This window comes from Variovorax sp. RKNM96, from assembly GCF_017161115.1.
GTDB lineage: Bacteria > Pseudomonadota > Gammaproteobacteria > Burkholderiales > Burkholderiaceae_C > Variovorax.
Map to the genome: position 1 here is coordinate 2,491,278 of NZ_CP046508.1, position 21,422 is coordinate 2,512,699.

Annotated in this window: 18 protein-coding genes and 2 pseudogenes; 9 read left to right on the top strand and 11 right to left on the bottom strand. The window is 66.9% G+C overall.

Annotated features, from left to right (window positions below):
* Nucleotides 1–3: 3 nt before the first annotated feature.
* The 7 genes from GNX71_RS11475 to GNX71_RS11505 form a co-directional block, all read right to left on the bottom strand.
* Nucleotides 4–1,008 carry an isopenicillin N synthase family oxygenase gene (locus GNX71_RS11475; protein WP_206178421.1) on the bottom strand — a complete coding sequence of 335 codons (1,005 nt, stop codon included), beginning with the start codon at nucleotides 1,006–1,008 and terminating at the stop codon, nucleotides 4–6.
* Nucleotides 1,009–1,042: 34 nt separating this feature from the next.
* Entirely contained in the window at nucleotides 1,043–1,873 is an 831-nt protein-coding gene (locus tag GNX71_RS11480; protein ID WP_206178422.1) for an ABC transporter permease, read from the bottom strand.
* Nucleotides 1,870–2,703: an ABC transporter ATP-binding protein gene (locus GNX71_RS11485; protein ID WP_206178423.1), complete on the bottom strand. Its 834-nt coding sequence runs from the start codon at nucleotides 2,701–2,703 to the stop codon at nucleotides 1,870–1,872. The genes GNX71_RS11480 and GNX71_RS11485 overlap by 4 nt, the downstream gene beginning before the upstream one ends.
* Before the next feature lies 1 nt (nucleotide 2,704).
* Nucleotides 2,705–3,814: an ABC transporter substrate-binding protein gene (locus GNX71_RS11490; protein WP_241027231.1), complete on the bottom strand. Its 1,110-nt coding sequence runs from the start codon at nucleotides 3,812–3,814 to the stop codon at nucleotides 2,705–2,707.
* Between the two features lie 156 nt (nucleotides 3,815–3,970).
* Nucleotides 3,971–4,699: a site-2 protease family protein gene (locus GNX71_RS11495; RefSeq protein ID WP_206178424.1), complete on the bottom strand. Its 729-nt coding sequence runs from the start codon at nucleotides 4,697–4,699 to the stop codon at nucleotides 3,971–3,973.
* A gap of 10 nt (nucleotides 4,700–4,709) precedes the next feature.
* Complete coding sequence (locus GNX71_RS11500) at nucleotides 4,710–5,648, bottom strand: DUF2167 domain-containing protein (RefSeq protein ID WP_206178425.1); 939 nt, start codon at nucleotides 5,646–5,648, stop codon at nucleotides 4,710–4,712.
* Between the two features lie 81 nt (nucleotides 5,649–5,729).
* Nucleotides 5,730–6,152 (bottom strand): cupin domain-containing protein, encoded by a 423-nt coding sequence (locus GNX71_RS11505; protein ID WP_206178426.1) that lies wholly within the window; start codon nucleotides 6,150–6,152, stop codon nucleotides 5,730–5,732.
* Nucleotides 6,153–6,301: 149 nt separating this feature from the next.
* Between GNX71_RS11505 and GNX71_RS33765 the strand changes: the two are divergent.
* From GNX71_RS33765 to GNX71_RS11545, 8 genes and pseudogenes are all read left to right on the top strand, one after another.
* Nucleotides 6,302–6,547 (top strand): annotated as a pseudogene (locus tag GNX71_RS33765) (metalloregulator ArsR/SmtB family transcription factor); the annotation flags it as partial.
* Between the two features lie 101 nt (nucleotides 6,548–6,648).
* The gene (locus GNX71_RS11515) at nucleotides 6,649–7,122 is read left to right on the top strand and encodes an SRPBCC domain-containing protein (protein ID WP_346776869.1); all 474 of its coding nucleotides are present in this window, start codon (nucleotides 6,649–6,651) and stop codon (nucleotides 7,120–7,122) included.
* Nucleotides 7,119–8,366, top strand: a complete 1,248-nt coding sequence (locus GNX71_RS11520) for an RNA polymerase sigma factor (RefSeq protein WP_206178428.1) — start codon at nucleotides 7,119–7,121, stop codon at nucleotides 8,364–8,366. The genes GNX71_RS11515 and GNX71_RS11520 overlap by 4 nt, the downstream gene beginning before the upstream one ends.
* A 95-nt stretch (nucleotides 8,367–8,461) precedes the next feature.
* Nucleotides 8,462–8,824: a YciI family protein gene (locus tag GNX71_RS11525; protein ID WP_206178429.1), complete on the top strand. Its 363-nt coding sequence runs from the start codon at nucleotides 8,462–8,464 to the stop codon at nucleotides 8,822–8,824.
* Nucleotides 8,821–9,183 (top strand): YciI family protein, encoded by a 363-nt coding sequence (locus GNX71_RS11530; RefSeq protein WP_206178430.1) that lies wholly within the window; start codon nucleotides 8,821–8,823, stop codon nucleotides 9,181–9,183. The genes GNX71_RS11525 and GNX71_RS11530 overlap by 4 nt, the downstream gene beginning before the upstream one ends.
* 92 nt (nucleotides 9,184–9,275) lie before the next feature.
* Nucleotides 9,276–10,364 (top strand): annotated as a pseudogene (locus GNX71_RS11535) (MFS transporter); the annotation flags it as partial.
* A gap of 654 nt (nucleotides 10,365–11,018) precedes the next feature.
* Nucleotides 11,019–12,131, top strand: a complete 1,113-nt coding sequence (gene aroC / locus GNX71_RS11540) for a chorismate synthase (protein ID WP_206179422.1) — start codon at nucleotides 11,019–11,021, stop codon at nucleotides 12,129–12,131.
* 17 nt (nucleotides 12,132–12,148) lie between these two features.
* Entirely contained in the window at nucleotides 12,149–13,330 is a 1,182-nt protein-coding gene (locus GNX71_RS11545; RefSeq protein WP_241027232.1) for an MFS transporter, read from the top strand.
* Nucleotides 13,331–13,424: 94 nt separating this feature from the next.
* Here GNX71_RS11545 and GNX71_RS11550 read toward each other — a convergent pair whose 3' ends face one another.
* From GNX71_RS11550 to aspT (GNX71_RS11565), 4 genes are all read right to left on the bottom strand, one after another.
* Entirely contained in the window at nucleotides 13,425–14,768 is a 1,344-nt protein-coding gene (locus tag GNX71_RS11550) for a hypothetical protein (protein ID WP_206178432.1), read from the bottom strand.
* A 148-nt stretch (nucleotides 14,769–14,916) separates the two neighbouring features.
* Nucleotides 14,917–16,560 carry a bifunctional aspartate transaminase/aspartate 4-decarboxylase gene (locus GNX71_RS11555; protein ID WP_206178433.1) on the bottom strand — a complete coding sequence of 548 codons (1,644 nt, stop codon included), beginning with the start codon at nucleotides 16,558–16,560 and terminating at the stop codon, nucleotides 14,917–14,919.
* A gap of 62 nt (nucleotides 16,561–16,622) precedes the next feature.
* Complete coding sequence (gene aspT, locus GNX71_RS11560; RefSeq protein WP_206178434.1) at nucleotides 16,623–18,311, bottom strand: aspartate-alanine antiporter; 1,689 nt, start codon at nucleotides 18,309–18,311, stop codon at nucleotides 16,623–16,625.
* Between the two features lie 19 nt (nucleotides 18,312–18,330).
* Entirely contained in the window at nucleotides 18,331–20,016 is a 1,686-nt protein-coding gene (aspT, locus tag GNX71_RS11565; protein WP_206178435.1) for an aspartate-alanine antiporter, read from the bottom strand.
* 367 nt (nucleotides 20,017–20,383) lie between these two features.
* Between aspT (GNX71_RS11565) and GNX71_RS11570 the strand changes: the two genes are divergently transcribed.
* Entirely contained in the window at nucleotides 20,384–21,406 is a 1,023-nt protein-coding gene (locus GNX71_RS11570) for a sugar ABC transporter substrate-binding protein (protein WP_206178436.1), read from the top strand.
* The last annotated feature ends 16 nt before the right edge of the window (nucleotides 21,407–21,422 follow it).

Here is a 21,422-nt window from a genome sequence, read left to right on the forward strand (position 1 = left end):
TGGTCAACCGGCGGCCAGCTCCGCGGGCGTCTTGTACTTCTGCACCGCCGCGAACCGGCGCACCAGGTAGTCGCCCGACTTGATCGGCGCATGCCGGGGCTCGCCCTCGGCGGGCGCGAACTCGGGCAGGCACGCCACGGGCGTGTCGTAGTCGAGGTTGAAGAAGGTGGGAATCGAGTAGCGCTCCCGGCCCGTGCGGTTCGCGACGCGGTGCCGGTTGGACACGTAGACATCGTTGGTCCACACCTTCACGAGGTCGCCCAGGTTGATGACCAGCGTGCCTTCGACATACGGCGCGGCCACCCACTCGCCACCGCGCGTGCACAGCTCCAGCCCGCCGATCGGGTCCTGCGCCAGCACGGTCAGCATGCCGTAGTCGGTGTGCGCGGCGGCGCCCAACTCCAGGTTGGTGAACGACTCCTGCGGCGGGTAGTGAAAGAGCCGCGCCTGCACCATCGGCTTGGTGGTGTACTGCAGGAAGAAGCCCTCGTCCTTGCCGACGGCCGAGGCGAAGATCTTGAGCAGGTTTCGCCCCAGCGCGATGGTGGCGTTGAAGTACGCCATGGCCGCGGGTTCGAGCCAGGGCTTGTCCGCGGGCCAGCGGTTGGGGCCGTGCAGCGGCAGGCCATTCGCCACGTCGGGGTCGGTCAGCGGCAGGTCCATGCCCAGTTCGTAGCTCTCCTTGAGGTCCGGCTTGTGGCCCGGGTGCTGCGTGATGCCCATGGGCATGAAGCCGCGCCGAAAGCGCTCGTCGATGCGGTCCTTCAGGCGCTCTTCCATCGGCAGCGACATGTAGCGGCGGGTGGCGTCGAACACGGCGTCGATCACGGCCTGCGGCACGCCGTGGTTCCTGACGTATAAGAAGCCGGTGTTGGTGCATGCGGCCTTGAACTGCTCGACGACCGGTCCGATCGGGCCGCCGGCCAGCCACGGGCCCAGGTCGAGGATCGGCATCTCCTCCGCGGAAGCCCTGCGGGGTGCCTCGAGCTTCTGTTCTTCTTGGGTCATTGCGTTGCTCCTTTGTAATGGTCGGGTTGTTGCTTCATGTGCCGCGAGACAGGTCGGTGAACGCCTCTGCCCAGAACACCACGCGCCGCGCGATCGCCTTCATCAGGCCGTGCAGCACGATGCCGATGGCCGAGAGCACGATGAGGATCGCGAACATGCCCGCCGCGTCCATCGAGAAGTTGCGCTGCAGGATCAGATAGCCCAGGCCCGCCTGCGCACCCACGAACTCGCCCACGATCGCGCCGATCACGGCCAGCACGATGCCGATGTCCAGCCCCGCGAACACATAGGGCAGCGCATGCGGCAGCCGCACCATGCGGAACACATGCCAAGGGGAGGCCGTGAATGCGCGCATCAGGTCGATCTGGTCGCTGGGCGCCGAGCGAAGCCCGACGATCGTGTTGGCGAGCACCGGAAAGAAAACGATGGTCGCGGTGATCACCACCTTCGAGGTGGTGTCGAAGCCGAACCACAGCACGAACAGCGGCGCCACCGCCACCTTGGGCACAGTCTGGAAGGCAACCACGTACGGGTAGAGCACCAGTTCGAGCAGTGCGCTCTGGCCGATCAGCGCACCGAGCAGGAAGCCCGCGAACGCGCCGAGCGCGAAGCCCGCGAGGATCTCGTAGAGCGTCACCCACAGGTGCGGCCACACCTCGCCCGACAGGAAGACGTCGTAGATGGAGCGGGCCACGCCCGCGGGGCCCGGAAAGATCAGGTGCGAGACGCCCAGCGCGCTCACCGCGAGCTGCCATGTGGCGACCACGGCGACGAAGACGGCCGCGATCAGCGCCTTGCGGCGCATGGGGGTCAGCCACGGCGCGGGCGGCTCGAAGTCGATGTTCTCTGTGTTCGCGGTGTTCATCCGTCGAGCCCTCCACTGGCGTTCAGGTTGGTCCGGATGCCGCGCACGTGGCTGCCGAACCGCTCGGTGTTGATGAGATCCAGCGTGCGGGTGGCGGGCAGGTCGACGTCGATCACCTGCGTGACGCGCCCCGGCCGCGGCGACATGACGATCACGCGGTCGCCGAGGAACACGGCTTCCGGAATGCTGTGCGTCACGAGCATGATCGTGGCGCCGGTGCGCTCGCGCAGCTTGAGCAGCTCGACGTTCATGGTCTCGCGCGTCATGGCGTCGAGCGCGCCGAAGGGCTCGTCCATCAGCAGCAGCATCGGGTCGTTGACCAGCGCGCGCGCAATGCCCACGCGCTGCTGCATGCCGCCGGAGAGCTCGCCGGGGTACTTGGTCTCGAAACCCTCGAGGCCGACCAGATGCAGGTAGTGCAGGGCGCGTTCGCGCGCGACCTTGGGGTCGCGCCCCTGGATCTGCGCGGGCACCAGCACGTTGTCGAGGATGTTGCGCCACGGCAGCAGCACGGGCGACTGGAACACCACCCCGACATCGCGGCTCGGCCCGCTGTGGCGCCGCCCGCCGAGCTCGACCGTGCCGCGGCTCGCGCGCTCCAGGCCCGCCAGGATGCGCAGCAGGGTGCTCTTGCCGCAGCCGCTCGGGCCGACCACGGTGACGAACTCGCCGCGCGCGACGCTGAAGCTCACGTCGTGCAGCGCGATCACGTCGGCGCCGTCCTTCGACCGGAAGGTCTTGTGCAGGCCTTCGAAGCGGAACGCCGGCACGGCGCCCGTGGCCTCCTGCAGCGTCGTTCCCCTCGCGGGGAACTGGACGAGCGCGTTCATGTCACAGCCCCTTGCAGGCCTTGGCGGCCTCGATGACGGCGTTGCGGTCGAAGCGGTTGACGGCCTCCATGAAGCCGGGCTTCAGGTACAGCATCGACTCGGGCGGCAGCGTGCGCTTGATGAGGCCGTCCTTGTGCATCGCGTCCTGCATGCGGCCGTAGGCGGCGGGGCTCATTGCGCCGATCAGCTTGCCGCCGTTCATGGCTTGCGCGTCGGCCATCGCGTGGAGTTGCGTCTGCAGGAGCGCAAGGTCCCATTTGGCCAGCGTGGCCTCGTCGGCGCCCGTGGGCTTGGCGCCGGGAAAATTCTTCCAGTGGATCTGGCGCGCGCACTCGGGATTGGTCTGCGCGAACAGCGTCGCCTTGGCCGCGCCGCGCGCGATGGCCTCGACCATCGCCGGGTCGGCGTCGATGGTCTTCTGCATGGTGGCGAAGGTGAAGTCGGGCAGCGAGCGCCACGCCGGATCGAACAGCACGCGCATGTTCGCGCCCGCATTCTGGAAGCCGGTGAGCGCGGAGCCCCAGAACATCAACGCCTGCACGCGGCCCGCGCGCATCGCCTCCAGCGCTGGCGCGCCGGCACCGGTGGCGATGATCTGCACCTCGGTGTCGGGGTTGACGCCGTTGGCGCGCAGGTAGCCCTTGAGCAGCGGCATGCCGCCCGTGCCCAGGCTGAAGATGCCGATCTTCTTGCCCTTGAGGTCGGCCACCGTCTTCACGGGGCTGTCCTGCGGCACGCCGATGCCCCAGTCGATCACGCCGGTGCCCATGAGCCCGCGCACGGCGACGTTGTTCTCGGTGTTGGCCTGGATCAGGCCGGTGGCGTTGACCTGCGCGAAATCCACGCCGCCGGCCACCATCTGCTGGATGCCCTGCAGCGAGCCGCCGGTGGTGACGATCTTCACGTCGTAGCCTTCGTCCTTCCAGTAGCCCAGCACGATGGGCAGCGTCAGCCAGGGGTAGGTGACGTTGACGACCTGCGTGCCCAGCGCGATGGTCACGGGCTTGAGCGGCCTGGTCTGGGCCCCTGCCATGGCGGCCGACAGCAGGAGGCCCAAGGCGGCAAGTCCCGCGGCAAGGCGGGCGAAGGCGGGTTTCAGGTGGGGGGACATGGACGATCCTGTGGTGCTCGGATCGCTGCGAGAGTAGTCCCGGAAACCAATCGCTTTGGATCAATATTCCGTCAATATTGTTCTGATTTTTCGCACATTGTCAGGGCAGGTCGACCTGTCCTTCCGGTGCCGGAGCGCACCGTCCGGCGCGGTCGTTCAGCCGCCCAGCACGCGCGCGCTGCCCAGCATCTCGTGCGTGTCGTGCGCCATCACCGCGAGGAACGCCAAGAGGCCGATGTAGTACACGCTGTACGTCACCCGCGTCTCGGTGGAGACGGCGTAGTACTGCTGGTTGGCCGGGTCCTTCGGGTCGTACTTCCAGGCGCGCATCACCTGTGGCGCGGCCAGCACAGCGACCAGGATCAGCATCGGGCTCGGCCGCCAGAAGAAGAGGGCCGCGAGCACCGGCACGCCCACCAGCCATACGCGCGGCGTGAGCACCGCGGTGATGCGCCCGCCGTCGAACGGCGAGAGCGGGATCAGGTTGAAGAGGTTGATGAAGAAGCCCGCATAGGCGAGCGCCAGCAGCAGCCGGCTGTCGGACTCGCGCGCCACGAAGTAGCAGGCCAGCGCCGCAAGGCTGCCGAGCAGCGGGCCACCGAAGCCGACCCAGGCTTCGGTCTCGACGTCGTGCGGCTGGTCCTTCAGCTCGATCCACGCGCCCACGAACGGAATGAAGGTGGGCAGGCCGACATGCAGGCCGCGCTGCTTCGCCGCGAGGTAGTGGCCCATCTCGTGCACGAAGATGAGCGCCACGAACCCCGCCGCATAGCGCCAGCCGAACACGAAGGCATAGGCCACCACCGAGAGCAGCATCGTGCCGCCCGAGAGCAGCAGCTTGCCGAGCTTGCCCGCGCTCAGCAGGACCAGCAGCAGCTTGACCATGGCCCGCTCTTCAGGCCTCGGGGTTCTTCTTCTTGAAGACCTTGGCGATGCCCCAGAGCGCAGCGCCGCCGGCCACGACCGCGATCTTCGCGAACTTGGCGAGGAACGCCAGCGCGAGCGCGAAGAGGCCCAGCTTCTTCACGGCAACGCCGGCCACCAGCGCGGCGAGGCCGTAGGCGGCGACCTTGTCGGTGGACGAATTGAAGTCCGCGTACTTCTTGCCGTCGTCGTACTGCAGCGCGGCCAGGAGCTTGGCGGCGTCGGGCTTGTAGGTGTCCAGGTCCTTGGCGTTGGTGATGAGGTTCAGGCTCAGGTAGCCCTCGCGGCCCAGCGCATAGGTGTTGTAGTTGACGCCTTGGTTCTCGCCGGTGGAGCCCTTCTTCTTCGAGAGGGCCGACCACACGAGGCGGTGCGTCTGGGCTTCGTACTGCGGCTTCTGTGCCCAGCCCGTGACCTCGATGCCCGGGATGCCGCGCTTGGCGCGCTCTTCGTTCGCGGCCTCGGTGCCTTCCTTCAGGCTCTTGAGCAGGTCGTCGGCGTTCCAGTCCTTCGCGTCGTCGTCCTTGATGTAGCCCTCTTTCACGAACTTGACGACGGCCATCCAGTCGGCGTTGTCGTCGGCGGGGAAGATCGCACCGATGAAGGTGTCGTCGGTCCGGTTGCCCATGCTGCGCATGAGCTGCGCGGCCGCGGGCGTCGGCACCCAGATGTAGCCGGCCGGCAGTTGCAGGTGGGCCTGGTCGCGCAGCGGGATGTCGGCGGGGCCCGCCTTCTGCACGGCCTTGGCCGCCTTGAAGGCGGCTTCCTGTTCGGCCTCCAGCGAGTTGGTTGCGGAGGCGGTGGCCGGAGCCGCGGAAGTGGTCGGTGACGCGGCGTTGACGGTGTGGGTGGCCGCAAGGGCGCACGCGAGCAGCAAGCCGGCCGTCAGGCGGGCAGTATGAATACGCAAGTTCTCTCTCCTCGGTTGTTGTCGGTTTTGGTGAGCCGCGAGGAGTTTATCGGCGCCCTTGCCGGTGCCAACAGTGTGTTTTCAGGGCCAGGGCGTGGGCGGCGGAATTTCGCACACCGGCTCGACGTCGATGCTCTTGAAGTCCGCCGGCGAGACGATCTCCAGGTACTCCATGTCGGGCGAGTAGTCGAACAGGAAGTGCCGGATGCCCGGCCGCTGGTGCACCACGTCGCCGGCCTCGACCAGGGTTTCCTTGTCCTCGTACATGAAGCGGGCCCAGCCCTTGACCATGATGACGATCTGGAAGTCCGCCTCGTGGCGGTGCCAGCCGGTGCCCGTTTCCGGTGCCATGTTGGCCTTGACCAGATGCGCGATGACCTTGCCGTTGGTGGCCTCGGCCACGCCGAGGTCGCGATACAGGAAGAAATCGCGCAGCCCCCCCGAGACGAACTCTGTGTCACCGGGCTTGACGTGGGAGAACTGGGTGGCGGTACGGTCCAGCATGGGGCGCTCCTTCGCAGGTGGTTGTGTGCTGCACCGCAGCACGCATAAAACGTTCCTGTTCGTGGGAGCTTTTGTTTGTGCCACGGGGCGTTCGTGACTTTCTTCCTGCCCCTTGACGCCCTGGCAGCCCGTTTCCCATACTCAACCGCATGGTTCACCCAGCCGTCCCTCCCGAAGCCGCAGGCCTCGACGCCGTCTTCGCTGCGCTGTCCGATTCGACGCGTCGCACCGTGCTCGAAACGCTGGGCGAGCGCAGCCTCAGCGTCACCGAACTCGCCGAACCGCACGGCATGTCCCTCACCGGCTTCATGAAGCACCTGCGCGTGCTCGAGAACGCAGGCCTCATCTCCCGCACGAAAGAGGGTCGCATCGTGCGCTGCGAACTTTCGCCCCGGCCCATGCAGGAGGCGGCCGTGTGGTTGTCGCGCTACGAGAAATTCTGGACCGGGCGCCTCGATGCATTGGCGCGCTTTCTCTATCACCAGGAGGAGACCGAATGGCACACCCTGCCGACCGAGACACCCCAGACAAAGAGCGCCCCTCGCTCACCCTCCGCCGGCACTACCGCGTCGCGCCCGAAAAAGTCTGGCGCGCCTGGACCGACCCGCAAGCGCTGAGGCTCTGGTTCGGCCCCGACGAAATTGTCGCGGTGCCCCTCGTGGAAATGGACCTGCGCGTCGGCGGGCGCTTCCGCGTGGCCATGCGCGCGGCCGACGGCGAGACGCACGACGTGAGCGGCACCTACCTGGAGATCGTGCCCAACCGCAAGCTCGTCTTCAGTTGGGCCTGGCGCAGCACGCCCGAACGCGAATCGCGCGTCACCGTGCAGATCGAGCCCGACGACGACGGCTGCGAACTCGTGCTCATGCACGAGCAGTTCTTCGACGAGGCCGCGCGCGACGGGCACAACCATGGCTGGAGCGGCGCGCTCGTGAAGCTCGAACGGTGGCTGGGCAGCGCAACGGCATGACTGAGCCGGTCGCCGATGCCATCGACGCGATCTATCGCACCGAGTCGCGCCGCATCTTCGCCACGCTGGTGCGCCTGCTCGGCGATTTCGACCTGGCCGAAGAGGCGCTGCACGACGCCTTCCGCAGCGCCCTCGAACAATGGCCGCGCGATGGCGTGCCCGCGAACCCGCGCGCCTGGCTGGTGTCGGCGGGGCGCTTCAAGTCCATCGACGGCATCCGCCGGCAGGCGCGCTTCACCGCCTGGGACGACGCGGCCGAACACACCGCAGCCCTTGCCGATCCCGCCCCGGCGTGGGACGACGACACCGACGACCTCGAGGACGATCGCCTGCGCCTCGTCTTCACCTGCTGCCACCCCGCGCTCGCGCCCGATGCACAGGTGGCGCTCACGCTGCGCGAGGTCTGCGGCCTCGCCACCGAGGAAATCGCCCGCGCCTTCCTCGTGCCCGCTCCCACCATCGCGCAGCGCATCGTGCGCGCCAAGGCCCGCATCCGCGATGCGCGCATTCCATACCAGGTGCCTTCGCTGGCCGAGTTGCCGGAGCGGCTGGATGCCGTGCTGCGCGTCGTGTATCTCGTGTTCAACGAAGGCTATGCGGCCTCGTCGGGCGAGAGCGTCACGCGCGCCGATCTCTCGGCCGAGGCGATCCGGCTGGGCCGTCTGCTCGTCGACCTGTTGCCCGACCCCGAGGCGCTCGGCCTGCTCGCGCTGATGCTGCTGCACGACTCGCGCCGCGCGGCGCGCACTTCGCCCGATGGCGAGCTCGTGCTGCTCGACGCGCAGGACCGCAGCCTCTGGAACCGGACGCAGATCGGGGAGGGCGCCGCGCTGGTCGAGCGCGCGCTGTTGTCGCGCCGCTTCGGCCCCTACGCGCTTCAGGCCGCCATCGCTGCCGTGCATGCGGAAGCCCGCGAGGCCGCAGCGACGGATTGGCCGCAGATCGTCGGCCTTTACGACGTGCTGCTGCGCCTGGACCCCTCACCCGTGGCCGAACTCAACCGCGCCGCCGCCATCGCCATGCGCGACGGGCCCGCGGCGGGGCTGGCGTTGATCGATGCGCTGCTCGCACGCGGCGAGCTGGCCGGCTACCACCTGGCCCACGGCGCCCGCGCCGAACTGTGCCGTCGCCTCGGGCGCATCGACGAAGCGCGCGTCGCCTACGAGCGCGCGTTGTCGCTGGCGCGCCAGTTGCCCGAGCGGAAATTCCTTGAGCGGCAACTGACCCTGCTGGATCTCAAATAGAAATTTTTTTGATGCCGGTCGTGCCGGGCCTGTCGATTTCCGCCGTCGCCAATCGACCAGTGGTGTCCACATTCCCTCTTCAAGGAGATACCGCCATGAAATACCTCTGCCTCGTTCACTACGACGAAGCGGTGATCGACACGATGCCGCCCGACGAACTCAAGGCCCTGGGCGATGAATCCCACGCCTACGACCGCGAGCTCGAAAGGGCCGGCCACTACATCGCGTCGAACGCGCTCGAATCCGTGAAGACCGCCAAGGTCGTGCAGGTGCGGGGCGGCAAGCGCTCCCACGTCGATGGTCCCTACGCCGAGGCGCGCGAGCAGCTCGGCGGGTTCATCCTGATCGAGGCACGCGATCTCAATGCCGCGATCCAGTTGGCGGGGCGCATTCCCATGGCGCGCTACGGCGCCATCGAAGTGCGGCCTGTAGAAACCCTTCAGAGGAGAGCGGCATGAGGTACCTCTGCATCATCTACGGCACCGACGGCGAAACCGCGCACTTCTCTCCCCGCGAAATGGACAACTACGTGAACGAACACCTCGACTACGACGAGGCCCTGCAGGCCCGCGGCAAGCTCGTCGCCTCCGAGGCGCTGCAGCCCGCCGAGACGGCGACCGTCGTGCGCATGCGCCGCAACAAGCTCTCGGTCACCGACGGCCCGTTCGCCGAAACCAGCGAATACCTCGGCGGCTTCTACCTGGTCGAGGCCGAGAACGACGAAGAAGCGCTCGAACTCGCGGCCGGCATTCCGTCCGCGCGCTTCAGCAGCGTCGAGGTACGGCGGGTCAAGGGCGGCGGAGCGCGAACGCCATGAGCGGCGCGCACCCTGCGTCGCCGCCCGCCCGTGCCACGGCGCGCGAATGGACCGGCCTGGCCGTCATCGCGCTGCCGTGCATGCTCTATTCGATGGACCTCACGGTGCTGAACCTCGCGATCCCGGCGATCAGCGAGGAGCTCAAGCCCACTGCTTCGCAGCTTCTCTGGATCGTCGATATCTACGGCTTCTTCGTGGCGGGCCTGCTGGTCACCATGGGCACGCTGGGCGATCGCATCGGCCGGCGCCGGCTGCTGCTGATCGGCGCGGCCGCGTTCGGCATCGCCTCGGTGCTGGCGGCGTTCTCCACCAGCGCGAACATGCTCATCGCCACGCGCGCGCTGCTCGGCGTGGCGGGCGCCACGCTCGCGCCGTCGACGCTCTCGCTGATCCGCAACATGTTCCTCGACCCGGCGCAGCGCACCGTGGCCATCGGCGTGTGGATATCGAGCTATTCGGCCGGCGCCGTCATCGGCCCGGTGCTGGGCGGGGTGCTGCTGCAGTTCTTTCCGTGGGGCTCGGTGTTCCTCATCGGCGTGCCGGTGATGGTGCTGCTGCTGGTGCTCGGGCCTCTTCTCCTGCCCGAGTACCGCGACCCGGACGCAGGACGGCTCGACCTGGCCAGCGTGGCGCTGTCGCTGGGGGCGGTGCTGGCGGTGATCTACGGCATCAAGCAGATCGCCGAGCACGGGCCAGACCTGGTGCCGGCGCTGTCGATCGCGGTGGGTGTGGCCCTTGGCTGGGTGTTCGCGCGGCGGCAGAAGCGGCTTGCCAATCCGATGATCGACCTGCAGCTCTTTCGCCTGCCGGCCTTCACCGTTTCGCTCGCGGCCTACATGCTCGCGTGCTTCGTGATGTTCGGGCTCTTTCTCTACAACGCCCAGTACCTGCAGCTGGTGCTGGGCCTGTCGCCGCTGCATGCGGGGCTCTGGAGCGTGCCGAGCGCGGCGGCTTTCATCGTGGGGTCGATGGTCGTGTCGGCGCTCGTGCGGCGGATGCGGCCAGCGTATGTGATGGGCGGCGGGTTGGCCGTGGCGGCGCTGGGGTTCGCGATGCTCATCGTGCTCCCGGCCGAGGGCGGGCTGGCTTGGATGGTGTCGAGCGCGGTCATCTCTTCGCTCGGCCTCGCGCCGGTGTTCACGCTGGCCACCGACGTGGTCGTGGGCAGCGCGCCGCCGGAGCGGGCCGGCGTGGCCTCGGCGATTTCGGAAACCAGTTCCGAATTCGGCGGGGCGCTGGGCATCGCGATCCTGGGCAGCATCGGTGCGGCGATCTACCGCAGCACCATGGCCGACGCGGTGCCAGCGGGGCTGGCGGGCGCGGCCGAGGTCGAAGCGGCGCGCAGCACGCTGGGCGGTGCGGTCGCGCTGGCCGCCCAGCTCACCGGGAGCGCAGGCGCCCAGTTGCTCGAGGCAGGCCGTGCGGCGCTGCTGCACGGCCTGCGCCTGACGGCGGGCATCTGTGCCGCGGTGCTGCTGATCGTGGCTGGCCTCGTCGCGTTCAGGTTGCGCGGAGCCGGCGAGGCCAATGCCCCCGAACACCGGGTGCCGCCGCATTGCCGGAGCGCTGACGAACACCCATACTGGGGCTTCCACGACGAGACCACCGGAGCCTCCCATGAGCAACGAACTGCGCAAGAAGCTGCACGACCTGGCGGAGCTGGCCGACAACACCACCGACCCGCAGACCAAGGCCATCGTCGAGGCCATCCGCCTGCAGACGGCCGTGCTGAACGAGCGGCTGTTCTCCATCGAGCTGCAGCTGGGCACGCTCACCAAGCGCCTGGAAAACACCACCGACTGAGTCCGCGCCGCTTTGTAGGGATAATCCCGGCCATGAGCGGCAACACTTTCGGAACACTCTTCGCGGTCACCAATTTCGGCGAATCGCACGGCCCGGCCATCGGCTGCGTCATCGACGGCTGCCCCCCGGGCATGGCATTGAGCGAGGCCGACATCCAGGGCGATCTGGACCGCCGCCGCCCCGGCACCAGCCGCCACGTCACCCAGCGCAACGAGCCCGATGCGGTGCAGATCCTCTCCGGCGTCTACGAAGGCAAGACCACCGGCACCCCCATCGCCCTGCTGATCCAGAACACCGACCAGCGCAGCAAGGACTACGGGCAGATCGCCCAGCAGTTCCGCCCCGGCCACGCCGACTTCACCTACTGGAAGAAATACGGCATCCGCGATCCGCGCGGCGGCGGGCGCTCCTCGGCGCGGCTCACAGCGCCGATGGTCGCTGCCGGCGCAGTCGCCAAGAAATGGCTGGCCGAAAAATACGGCATGGTGTTCCGCGGCTGCATGACGCAGATCGGCGAAATCGCCATTCCCTTCGAGAGCTGGGACCACGTGCCCAACAACCCCTTCTTCGCCCCCATCGCCGACGTGAGCGCGCTGGAGGACTACATGGACCGCCTGCGCAAGGCCGGCGATTCATGCGGCGCGCGCATCCGCGTCACCGCGACGAACGTGCCCATCGGCCTCGGCGAGCCGCTGTTCGACAAGCTCGACGCCGAAATCGCCTACGCGATGATGGGCATCAACGCGGTGAAGGCCGTCGAAATCGGCGCCGGCTGGGACAGCGTCACGCAGCGTGGCACCACGCATGGCGACTCGATCACGCCGACCGGCTTCGTCACCAACAACGCGGGCGGCATCCTGGGCGGCATCAGCTCGGGGCAGGACCTCGAGGTGAGCATCGCGATCAAGCCCACCAGCTCGATCATCAGTCCGCGCCAGTCCATCGACATCCACAACAACCCCGTCGAAGTGATCACCAAGGGCCGCCACGACCCCTGCGTGGGCATCCGCGCCACGCCCATTGCCGAGGCGATGCTCGCGCTGGTGGTGATGGAGCATGTGCTGCGCAACCGCGCGCAGTGCGGCGACGTGCAGACCGACGCCCAGAAGAGCGAAGCCGCGTCCCCGCAGGCGTCTTTCCTCTAGTGCCTACCCCGCCACCCGTGGCCGCCCAGCGCGGCCACCTGCTGGCGTTCGCTGGTCTGTCGGCCAGCTATTTCGCGCACATCGGTTTCTTCAATCCCTACCTGCCGCTGTGGCTCAAGGACCTGGGGCTGCCGATCTTCACGATCAGTCTCCTGGCCTCGGTGCAGTCGGTCACGCGCGTGTTCGCGCCCTATGCCTGGGGCGCGCTCAGCGACCACACCGGCCACCGCGTGATGCTGCTGCGCTTCAGCGCGGCGGTGGCGCTGGTCAGTTCGTTCGGGCTCTGGTGGCACGGCGGTGCGTGGTGGCTCGCGTTGGTGCTGCTCGTGATGTTCACCCACACCAGCTCGATGATGTCGCTCACCGAAGCCGCCATGGCGCAGCTGGTGGCGGGCGACTGGGGCCGCTACGGGCGCATCCGCCTGTGCGGCTCGGCCGGTTTCCTGCTGACCGTGTTCGTCGCGGGCGAATGGTTCGAGCGCTTCGGCATGAAGCACTTTCCGGCCTGGGCCGCCGGCACGCTGGCCATCGTGCTCGTCGCGACGATGAAGCTGCCCGACGTGCGCGAGCCCGTGGCGGCGCACGACGCCGCCCGCGAACCCATCGGACCCGTGCTGCGCAACCCGGTGGTGCAGTGGTTCTTTGCGTCGCTGTTCTTCCAGGTGATGTCGCACTTCTCGGTGTACGCCTTCTTCTCGCTGTATCTCGACTCGATCGGCTATGGCAAGAGCACCATCGGCCTCCTGTGGGCGCTGTCGGTGGTGGCGGAGATCGTCTGGTTCTTCCTGCAGGGCCGCCTCATCGGCCTCCTGCCGATGCCGCGCTGGATGCTGGTGTGCAGCATCGCGGCCGTCGCGCGGCTCGGGCTCACCGCGGGGTTCGGCGGCTTCATCGCCGCGCTGGTCGCGGCGCAGTGGCTGCACGCGCTGAGCTTCGCTGCACACCACACGACCTGCATCGCCGTGGTGTCGCGCCGCTTTCCGGGGCGGCTGCGCGGAAGAGGGCAGGCGCTCTTCACCGTGATCGGCTACGGCTTCGGCGGCGTGCTGGGCGTGCTGCTCGGCGGGGCGGTGGCGCAGGGCTTCGGCTACCGCGCGATGTTTACCGCGGCGGCGTTGCTGGCGGTGGTGGGGAGCCTTTGTGCGTGGCGGGTGGTGCAACTGGACAGGCCGAGCGCTTCAAGCATCCCGAAGCCCTGACACGAAAAAAGCCGCGCTGTGCATCTCTCGATGCAACCAACGCGGCTTGTTGAGTTCAGCGTGACACCGGCAGACGCGGCGCCACGCGAGCAGGTCAGCGCAAGCCGATTTGCAGGTACCCGGCGGCAGGGCCGGAGCGGGCGCCGACGACAACTGCCAGCGTGCCGTCCTGAATTCCGAAGTAGTTGGCCGGCGTGGGATCGACGAATTGCTTTAATCCCGCAAACGAGGCGGTGGGCTTGAGGTTGACGGTAAAGCCGTAGACCGTCGCGTTCGACCTGGCGAGCGTCGTGCTGTAGGTCGTGGCGTCGTAGTTCAACTTGCCCCAGCTGCCATTGGTGTCGCCGCCGCTGGTCGCCAGTGCGGTCGTGGGCCACGACGCAGGCTCCACAAGCCCGATGCGGAACACGGAATCGTTCGGTGCAGTCGGGTTGGTGCCGGCCGAGAGGTACACGTTCTTGCCTGCCACGCGGGCGATGGAGAATGTGCCCGTGTCGGCCGGGTTCGCCACGTTGGCGATGTTCCATGCATCGGCCGTGCTGCCTGGCGAGACGGTGTAGGTCAGCAGCGAGGCCGGGGGGCACGCCGCGATGGACGTAACGCCCACCTCGGTGCACAAGAGGAACGACGTGCCGCCGCCGGTCACTTGGGCCTGGCGGATGTTGGAGTCACGTGTGGCCGCCTGCAGGTTGATGCCCAGCCGGTTGTAGACCCCATCCAGATCCGCTTGCGTGGTCACGAGTGCGTTGGAGGCTACGAACGGTTGAACCGCGAAGTTCGCCGGCACCTTGGCAACCCGGAATGGGAACGCGCCAACCACGGTGTTGTCGGCGAGTCGGAACCGGGTATTGATGGCCGTTGCCGTATTGCGCGAGCTCTTGAACAGGTAGGTGCCTGTTTCGCTGAGGTCAGGCGTGAACGTGTCCGAGACGGGGCCCACTTCGTCGGTCATCACGTACGACATCGAGTCGAAATTGAGTGCCAGCGTCTGCGTGGTGCCGTTGCTTGCGAACACCTTGTACGTGGCGTTGCGTGCATCGCCCGCCGAGACATTGAACACAGTGTCCTTGACCTGTTCCGCGGCCTTGGCGCTGACGGTGAACACGCTGGCAGCGGTCGTCGAGTTGGTGATCTGTGCGGACCATTTGCCGCTGGAGATATCCGGATTGCGCAGGCTGATCGAGCCGGCGGGCGCAGAGCTGCTGGTCCAATCGGTTCCTGTATTGGGAACGATGGTGATGGTGTCGCCCGGCTTGACCGAGAACCGGCCGTTGCTGTCGGCTGCGATGCCATTGCCATTCACGGTCACAGTGAGACTGAGGGTGACAGGAATCGGAAGGATCGGAAAACCACCTCCGCCCCCGCCGCCGCCCCCACCGCCGCATCCTCCCAACGCGCCCACCAAGACAGCACTGGCTGCCAGTACAAACCATTTCATTACAAATTTCCCTCTTTGTTTATGGATGTCGTTACCAGGAACAGCCGGTCGCCGACCCATAAATCGTAAGCGGAAAACTTAATGCGTAAATTTCTGAAAGGCGCGGGTAATCCTTTAGGGTTTGTCTTGGGCAGTGCGCTTGGTTTCGCTACTTCTTCTTGCGCTTGGCCGCGCTGACGCGCACTGACTTGTTGACCTTCGCAACGTTTTTGTTCTCCTTCTCGAACACCGCAAAGTACTCCGACGCCAGCTTCCTCAGCGACCGCCCGATGTTCCCGTAGTCGTATTCATTGAGGTTCGCCAGCGACACCCGCCCCGACGCGTGCTTGCCCCCGAACCCGCGCCCCGGCAGCAGCACGATGCTGGTCTCCTCGGCAATGCGAAAGAGCGCCTCGTTCGGCTGCAGCTTCGTCAATATCCACTTGCCGAAGCGCTCGCCGTGCATCTGCGTGGCAATGTCCTGCAGGTCGAGCAGGTGGTAGTAGTTGACGGAGTTCGGGTCGTCCTGCATCGGCAGGCCCAGCTCGCGGTAGAGCGCTTCTTTACGGCGCAGCACGATGCGCTTCATCGACTGCTTGTAGGCCTGCGGTTCATCCATCAGGCAGAACAGCGAAAACATCACCATCTGCGCCTGCACAGGCGTCGAGAGGCCGGCCGTGTGGTTCAGCGCCACGGTGCGGCTGTCGGCCACCAGGCGGTCGATGAACTTCAGCTCGCGTGGCTCGGTGGTGATGGAGCTGTAGCGTGCGTCGAGTTCCTTCTTCTTCGACTCGGGCAGGGCCGCGATCTTGCGGTCGATGACGTTGTCCTCGTGCGTGGCCACCACGCCCATGCGCCAGCCGGTCACGCCGAAATACTTCGAGAACGAATACACCAGGATGGTGTTCTGCGGACAGGTCGCAAAGAGCGAGAGAAAGTTGTCCGCGAAGGTGCCGTACACGTCGTCGGTGAGGATGATCAGGTCGGGCCGCTGCTTCACGATGTCGGCGATGTAGCCCAGCACCTCCTCGCTCATCTTCACCGAGGGCGGGTTGCTCGGGTTGCAGACGAAGAAGGCCTTGACCTTCGGGTCGAGCAGCTTCTGCAGCTCCTTCTTCGTGTACTGCCAGTTGTTCTCCGAGGGCGCCTCGATCAGCGTCTCGATCAGCTGGTAGTCGTTGAGGTGCGGAATCTCGATGTAGGGCGTGAAGATCGGCATGCCCAGCGCGATGGTGTCGCCGGGCGAGAGCACATGGTTCTCGCGCAGGCTGTTGAAGAGGTAGGTCATGGCGGCCGTGCCGCCTTCCACCGCGTACATGTCGAAGCTGCCCACGAAGGGGTGCGTGCCGATCATCTCCTGGTGGATGTACTTGCCCACGATGATTTCACTGAGCCGCAGCATGCGGTCGGGCACCGGGTAGTTGCAGCCGAGGATGGCCTCGCACATCTCGTAGATGAAGTCGCCCGCCGAAAGCCCCAGCTGGTCGCGCACGTACGACACCGCCGCCTCGATGAAGCGCGTGCCCGGTTCGCCCGCATGGGCCTTGGCAAAGATCTCGAAGCGCGCCTCGATGCCTTCGCGCTGCGGAAAGCCGCCCACGTGCTCCATGTAGATGTAGGAGCGCTCGGCCTCGGTCATCGCGAACTGGCCGAACTGGAAGAAGCCGTGTCGCGGCGTGGTGGCCAGGAAGTTCGGATTGCCGCGCCCCGCATTGAGCATGAGACGGTCGCTCTGCTTGGCGACCTGGATCAGTGCGTCCTTCAGTTCGAACGGGCTCAGGCCGGCCAGTTTCTTCACGTCGCTGAAATCCATTGGATGCTCCTTCTGGTGGTGGAAAAGAGAGAGAGAACGGAAAAAAGAGGTGGGCGAACCGCTCAGACGAGCGCGACGATCAGCGGGCCGAGCAAGGTGAGGAACACGTTGGCCAGCGCATAGGTGATGGCGAAGGGCACGGTGGGAATCGAGTTCTCCGCCTTGCCGAGCACCTCGCCGAAAGCCGGGTTGGCGCTGCGCGAGCCGCTCAGCGCGCCCGCGAAGACGGCCGTGTTGGTGTAGCGCAGCACGTACTTGCCGAACAGCATGGTCAAGAGCATCGGCACGATGGTCACGACCACGCCCACGCCGAAGATCGTGAGGCCCAGCTGCTTGATGGTCTCCACCGCCTGCAGGCCCGAGGACAGCCCCACCACCACCACGAAACCGGCCAGGCCCAGGTCCTTGAGCAACTGCACCGCGGCCGGCGGCAGCGCGCCGAAGGTCTGGCGCCTGGCGCGGTACCAGCCGAAGGCGAGGCCCGCGAGCAGCGCACCGCCGCCCGAGCCGAGCGTGAGCGGGATGTTGCCGAGCTTTACGCTCAAAAGGCCGACCAGCAGGCCGACCACGAGGCCGGCGCCCAGGTACACGAAGTCGGTCTTCGCGCTCGGCACGATCACGTCGCCGACGAGGGCGGCCACGCGTTTCACGTCCTGCTCGGCGCCGAAGATCGACACCAGGTCGCCGGCCTGCACCACGGTGTCGGGCTGCATCGGCAGCGCCTTGCCCATGCGGCTCAAGCCCGTGACGAAGATGCCGTGGCGCACGCCGCCGGCGGTGAGCTGGCGGATCTGGTCGACCGTCTTGCCGTCGAACTCCTTGTTGGTGAGCACGATCTCGCGCTTCTCCAGCGTGAGCTCCATGCCGTCGACCGCGAAGACCTCCTTGCCCAGCAACGGCGCGCTGGCCACCACCGCATCGCGCCGGCCGACCGCGAGCACCGTGTCGCCCTGGCGCAATGCCAGCGTGGGGCTCACCTCGATGAACTTGCCGTCGCGCTTCACGCGCTCGATGGTGATGGTGGTCGCGGGGTTCGCGTTCTCGATATCGGCCACCGTGCGCTGCGGGTCGGTGGTGAGTTCGTAGATGCGGCCCACGAGCGAAGGCGCCGCCTCTTCCTGGTCGGGGCCGAGCACCTTCACGCCGGCCTGCTGCGCCGTCTCGGCCGCGATCGCGTCGTCGCGGATCGTGCGGCCCATGAACTTCGGCAGGATGTTGACGCACACGATGATCGCGCCGAAGGAGCCGAACACGTAGGTCACCGCATAGCCGATGGCCACGTTGGCCTGCAGCCGCGCGGTCTCGGCCGCCGCGAGCCCGAGCTTGCCGATGGCATCGCCCGCCGTGCCGATGATGGCCGACTGCGTGAGCCCGCCCGCCGCCACGCCTGCGGCCAGGCCCTTGTCGAGCCCGCACAACTTGGCCATGACCACCACCGTCGCAAGGCCGGTGGCTGCCATCACCGCGGCCAGGATGATCTCTTTCACCGACTGCTTGCCCAGCGAACTGAAGAACTGCGGCCCGCTCTCGAAGCCCACCGCGTAGATGAAGAGCGCGAACAGCACCGCCTTCACGCCGCCGTCGATCTGCACGCCCACCTGGCTCACGATCACCGCGACGAGCAGCGAGCCCGCCACGCCGCCGAGCTGGAACTTGCCGAACTTGATCTTGCCGATCCAGTAGCCGACCGCGAGCGAAAGAAAGAGCGCCATCTCGGGCGACTTCTTGAAGAGGTCATGCAGCCATTCCATGGGTTTTCGTCCTTTCAGGTTATTTCGCTGAATGCACCAGTCCGGCGAGGGCCACGATCAGCGGCCCCATCAACGGCAGCACCACGTTCGAGATCGCGTAGGTGATCGTGTAGCCCAAGAGCGGCGTGGCATTGCCCGCCGCGTTCTGCACCGCGCTGAGCGCGGGCGTGCTGCACTGCTGGCCGGCGATGGCGCCCAGCAGCACCGGCGCCTCGAGCTTGAGCAGCCGCCGCCCGACGAAGAGCGAGATCGAGGCCGGCACCACCGCCACGGCCACGCCCACCAGCGGCAGCGCGACACCGAACTTCTTGACGAGCGCGATCGCCTGCGGCCCCGAGGCCAGGCCCACGCAGGCGATGAAGGTGGCCAGGCCCAGGTCCTTCATCAGTGCCAGCGCATCGGGCGGCACGCTCAGGCGGTGCGGGTTCTTCGACTGGTACCAGCCGAAGGCCAGGCCCGTGACCAGCGCACCGCCGCCCGTGCCGAGCGAGAACGGAATGCCGCCCAGCTTGACGCTGAAGCCGCCGATGAACACGCCCAGCAGGATGCCCGCCGCCGCGTAGCTGATGTTGCTGCGCGTCGATGCGATGACGCGGTCGCCGACCAGCGGCAGCGTGCGCGCCACATCGGCCGCCGGGCCGTAGAGCTTGAGCACGTCGCCGCGCTGCAGCTTCACTTCGTGCAGGAGCGGCATGACATGGCCATCGCGCGCGAGGCCCACGATCTGCAGTGCGGGCGGCAGTTGCGCGTCGAGCTCGCGCAGGCCCCGGCCGAACCACTCGCGCCGGTTGACCACGACCTCGGTGGTTTCGACGACCGCATCGAAGGCGGTGGTGTCCGCGAATTCGCGGCCCAGCAGCTCGGCCACGTTCACCAGCATGCTGCGCCGGCCGATGGCCAGCACCTGGTCGTAGGCCTGCAGCCGCAGCGCGGGCTCGACGTTGAGCTTCTGTCCGCGCCGCACGACGCGCTCGATGCTCGCGTGGCCGCCGAGGATCGACATCAGTTCACCCACCGTGCGCCCGCGGCCCACCGTCACGAGGAACACGCGGCCGACCATCTCGGGCGTGGCGCTGGCCGCGGCGGGGTTTTCGTCGCCGCCGCCCATCGTCTTCCAGAGCCTGTCGGCCTCGGCGCGCAGGTCGACGCGCAGGAGCAGCGGAAAGACCTGGCTCGTGGCGACCACGATGGCGATGAGGCCGAACACGTAGGTGATGGAGTAGGCCGTGACCACGTTGGCCTGCAGCTGCTGGATGTCCGCGAGCGGCAGCGCGAGCTTGGAGATCGCATCGGTCGCCGTGCCCACCACGGCGGATTCGGTGGCCGCGCCCGCCATCAGGCCCGCGGCGGTGCCCTGGTCGAGCGAAAGGAAGACGGTGGCGCACAGCACCAGCGCGAGCACCGTGACCACCTCGACCAGGCACAGCAGCCCGAGCCGCAAACCCTTCGCATCGAGGTTCGCAAAGAATTGCGGCCCGCCCGCATAGCCGAGCGCAAAGATGAAGAGCATGAAGAACACGTTCTTCACGCTGTCGTCGAGCTTGATGCCCAACTGGCCCACCACGAGCGCGGCAATCAGGGTGCCGCAAATGCCGCCGAGCTGGATCGGGCCGAAACGGATCTGGCCGACCGCATAGCCGATGGCGAGCACGAGAAAAAGTGCGATTTCGGGCTGGCTTCTCAGGATGCCGGTCAAGCCATCCATTGCCGGCTGTTCTCCTTGAGGGTCAACACAGAGTTCATGGAAGAGAGAGCCTTGCGTTTAGGGATTTGGAATGCCGAATCTCTGGCCACCTGTCACGATAAATCAACAACGGAAACAATTGTGAAAACATGCGGGAATTGGCGCGATTTGCCGCAGCAATTAAGTCAATAGGCCTATTGTTTTAATTGCCTATAGCCGGTTCACCCTATAGCCGGTAATTCGATGAAATTGGACGAATCCGGAAATGCGGGCGCGTGCAACCTCGGGTTTCCGATAACTACAGCCGCTTGATTTAGTCGGCTCGCTGAAACATAGTTGCGCCCGTTCAACAACGACACAGGCACATCGCCTGCAAGGAGACACACCCATGTTCAGTTCGCGCAGCCGCCGTCGCTCGACCCTGGCCCTCGCCATCCTTTCCCTTGCCACGGTCGCCGCATCCACGGCCTTCGCCGCCGGCGAGCCGGTCATCGGCCTGGTCACCAAGACCGAGACCAACCCCTTCTTCGTGAAGATGAAAGAGGGCGCGCAGGAAGAAGCCAAGAAGCTCGGCGCCAAGCTGCTGTCGGGTGCTGGCAAGGCCGACGGCGACAACGCGGGCCAGATCACCGCGATGGAAAACATGATCGCGGCCGGCGCCAAGACCATCCTCATCACGCCGAGCGACGCCAAGGCCATCGTGCCGGCGATCAAGAAGGCGCGCGACAAGGGGATCATGGTGATCGCGCTCGACAGCCCGGCCGATCCGCCGGACGCGACCGATGCGCTCTTCGCCACCAACAACTACACCGCCGGCGTGCTGATCGGCGAATACGCCAAGGCCGCGATGGCCGGCAAGACGCCGAAGATCGTCGCGCTCGACCTGCTGCCGGGCCACCCGGTGGGCGCGCAACGTCACAACGGCTTCATGAAGGGCTTCGGGCTGGCGGCGAACGACGCCAAGTCGAACGAGCTCTCCAAGGCGCCCGAAATCGTCTGCATGGCCGACAGCTTCGGCGACCAGGCCAAGGCGCAGACCGTGATGGAAAACTGCCTGCAGAAGGCGCCCGAGGTGAACCTGGTCTACACCATCAACGAGCCCGCCGCGGCCGGTGCCTACAACGCGCTCAAGCGCGCGGGCAAGGAGAAGGGCGTGATGATCGTCTCGGTCGACGGCGGCTGCCAGGGCATCAAGGACACCAACGCCGGCATCATCGCCGCGACCTCGCAGCAGTACCCGCTGAAGATGGCCGCCATGGGCGTGGCCGCGGGCGTCGAGTTCGCCAAGACCGGCAAGAAGGCCTCGGGCTACGTCGACACCGGCGTCACGCTGATCGCCGGCAAGAGCGTGGCGGGCGTCGAGAGCAAGGACACCAAGACCGGCGCCGAGCTGTGCTGGGGCAAGAAGTAAACAGGTAGCCCCAGGG

Coding starts and splice junctions, on each gene's coding strand:
- GNX71_RS11570 (WP_206178436.1), top strand. CDS start 20,384: ATGTTCAGTTCGCGCAGCCGCCGTCGCTCGACCCTGGCCCTCGCCATC.
- aspT (WP_206178435.1), bottom strand. CDS start 20,016: ATGGATGGCTTGACCGGCATCCTGAGAAGCCAGCCCGAAATCGCACTT.
- aspT (WP_206178434.1), bottom strand. CDS start 18,311: ATGGAATGGCTGCATGACCTCTTCAAGAAGTCGCCCGAGATGGCGCTC.
- aroC (WP_206179422.1), top strand. CDS start 11,019: ATGAGCGGCAACACTTTCGGAACACTCTTCGCGGTCACCAATTTCGGC.
- GNX71_RS11490 (WP_241027231.1), bottom strand. CDS start 3,814: ATGTCCCCCCACCTGAAACCCGCCTTCGCCCGCCTTGCCGCGGGACTT.
- GNX71_RS11485 (WP_206178423.1), bottom strand. CDS start 2,703: ATGAACGCGCTCGTCCAGTTCCCCGCGAGGGGAACGACGCTGCAGGAG.
- GNX71_RS11555 (WP_206178433.1), bottom strand. CDS start 16,560: ATGGATTTCAGCGACGTGAAGAAACTGGCCGGCCTGAGCCCGTTCGAA.
- GNX71_RS11480 (WP_206178422.1), bottom strand. CDS start 1,873: ATGAACACCGCGAACACAGAGAACATCGACTTCGAGCCGCCCGCGCCG.
- GNX71_RS11475 (WP_206178421.1), bottom strand. CDS start 1,008: ATGACCCAAGAAGAACAGAAGCTCGAGGCACCCCGCAGGGCTTCCGCG.
- GNX71_RS11515 (WP_346776869.1), top strand. CDS start 6,649: ATGGCACACCCTGCCGACCGAGACACCCCAGACAAAGAGCGCCCCTCG.
- GNX71_RS11550 (WP_206178432.1), bottom strand. CDS start 14,768: ATGAAATGGTTTGTACTGGCAGCCAGTGCTGTCTTGGTGGGCGCGTTG.
- GNX71_RS11525 (WP_206178429.1), top strand. CDS start 8,462: ATGAAATACCTCTGCCTCGTTCACTACGACGAAGCGGTGATCGACACG.
- GNX71_RS11505 (WP_206178426.1), bottom strand. CDS start 6,152: ATGCTGGACCGTACCGCCACCCAGTTCTCCCACGTCAAGCCCGGTGAC.
- GNX71_RS11495 (WP_206178424.1), bottom strand. CDS start 4,699: ATGGTCAAGCTGCTGCTGGTCCTGCTGAGCGCGGGCAAGCTCGGCAAG.
- GNX71_RS11520 (WP_206178428.1), top strand. CDS start 7,119: ATGACTGAGCCGGTCGCCGATGCCATCGACGCGATCTATCGCACCGAG.
- GNX71_RS11530 (WP_206178430.1), top strand. CDS start 8,821: ATGAGGTACCTCTGCATCATCTACGGCACCGACGGCGAAACCGCGCAC.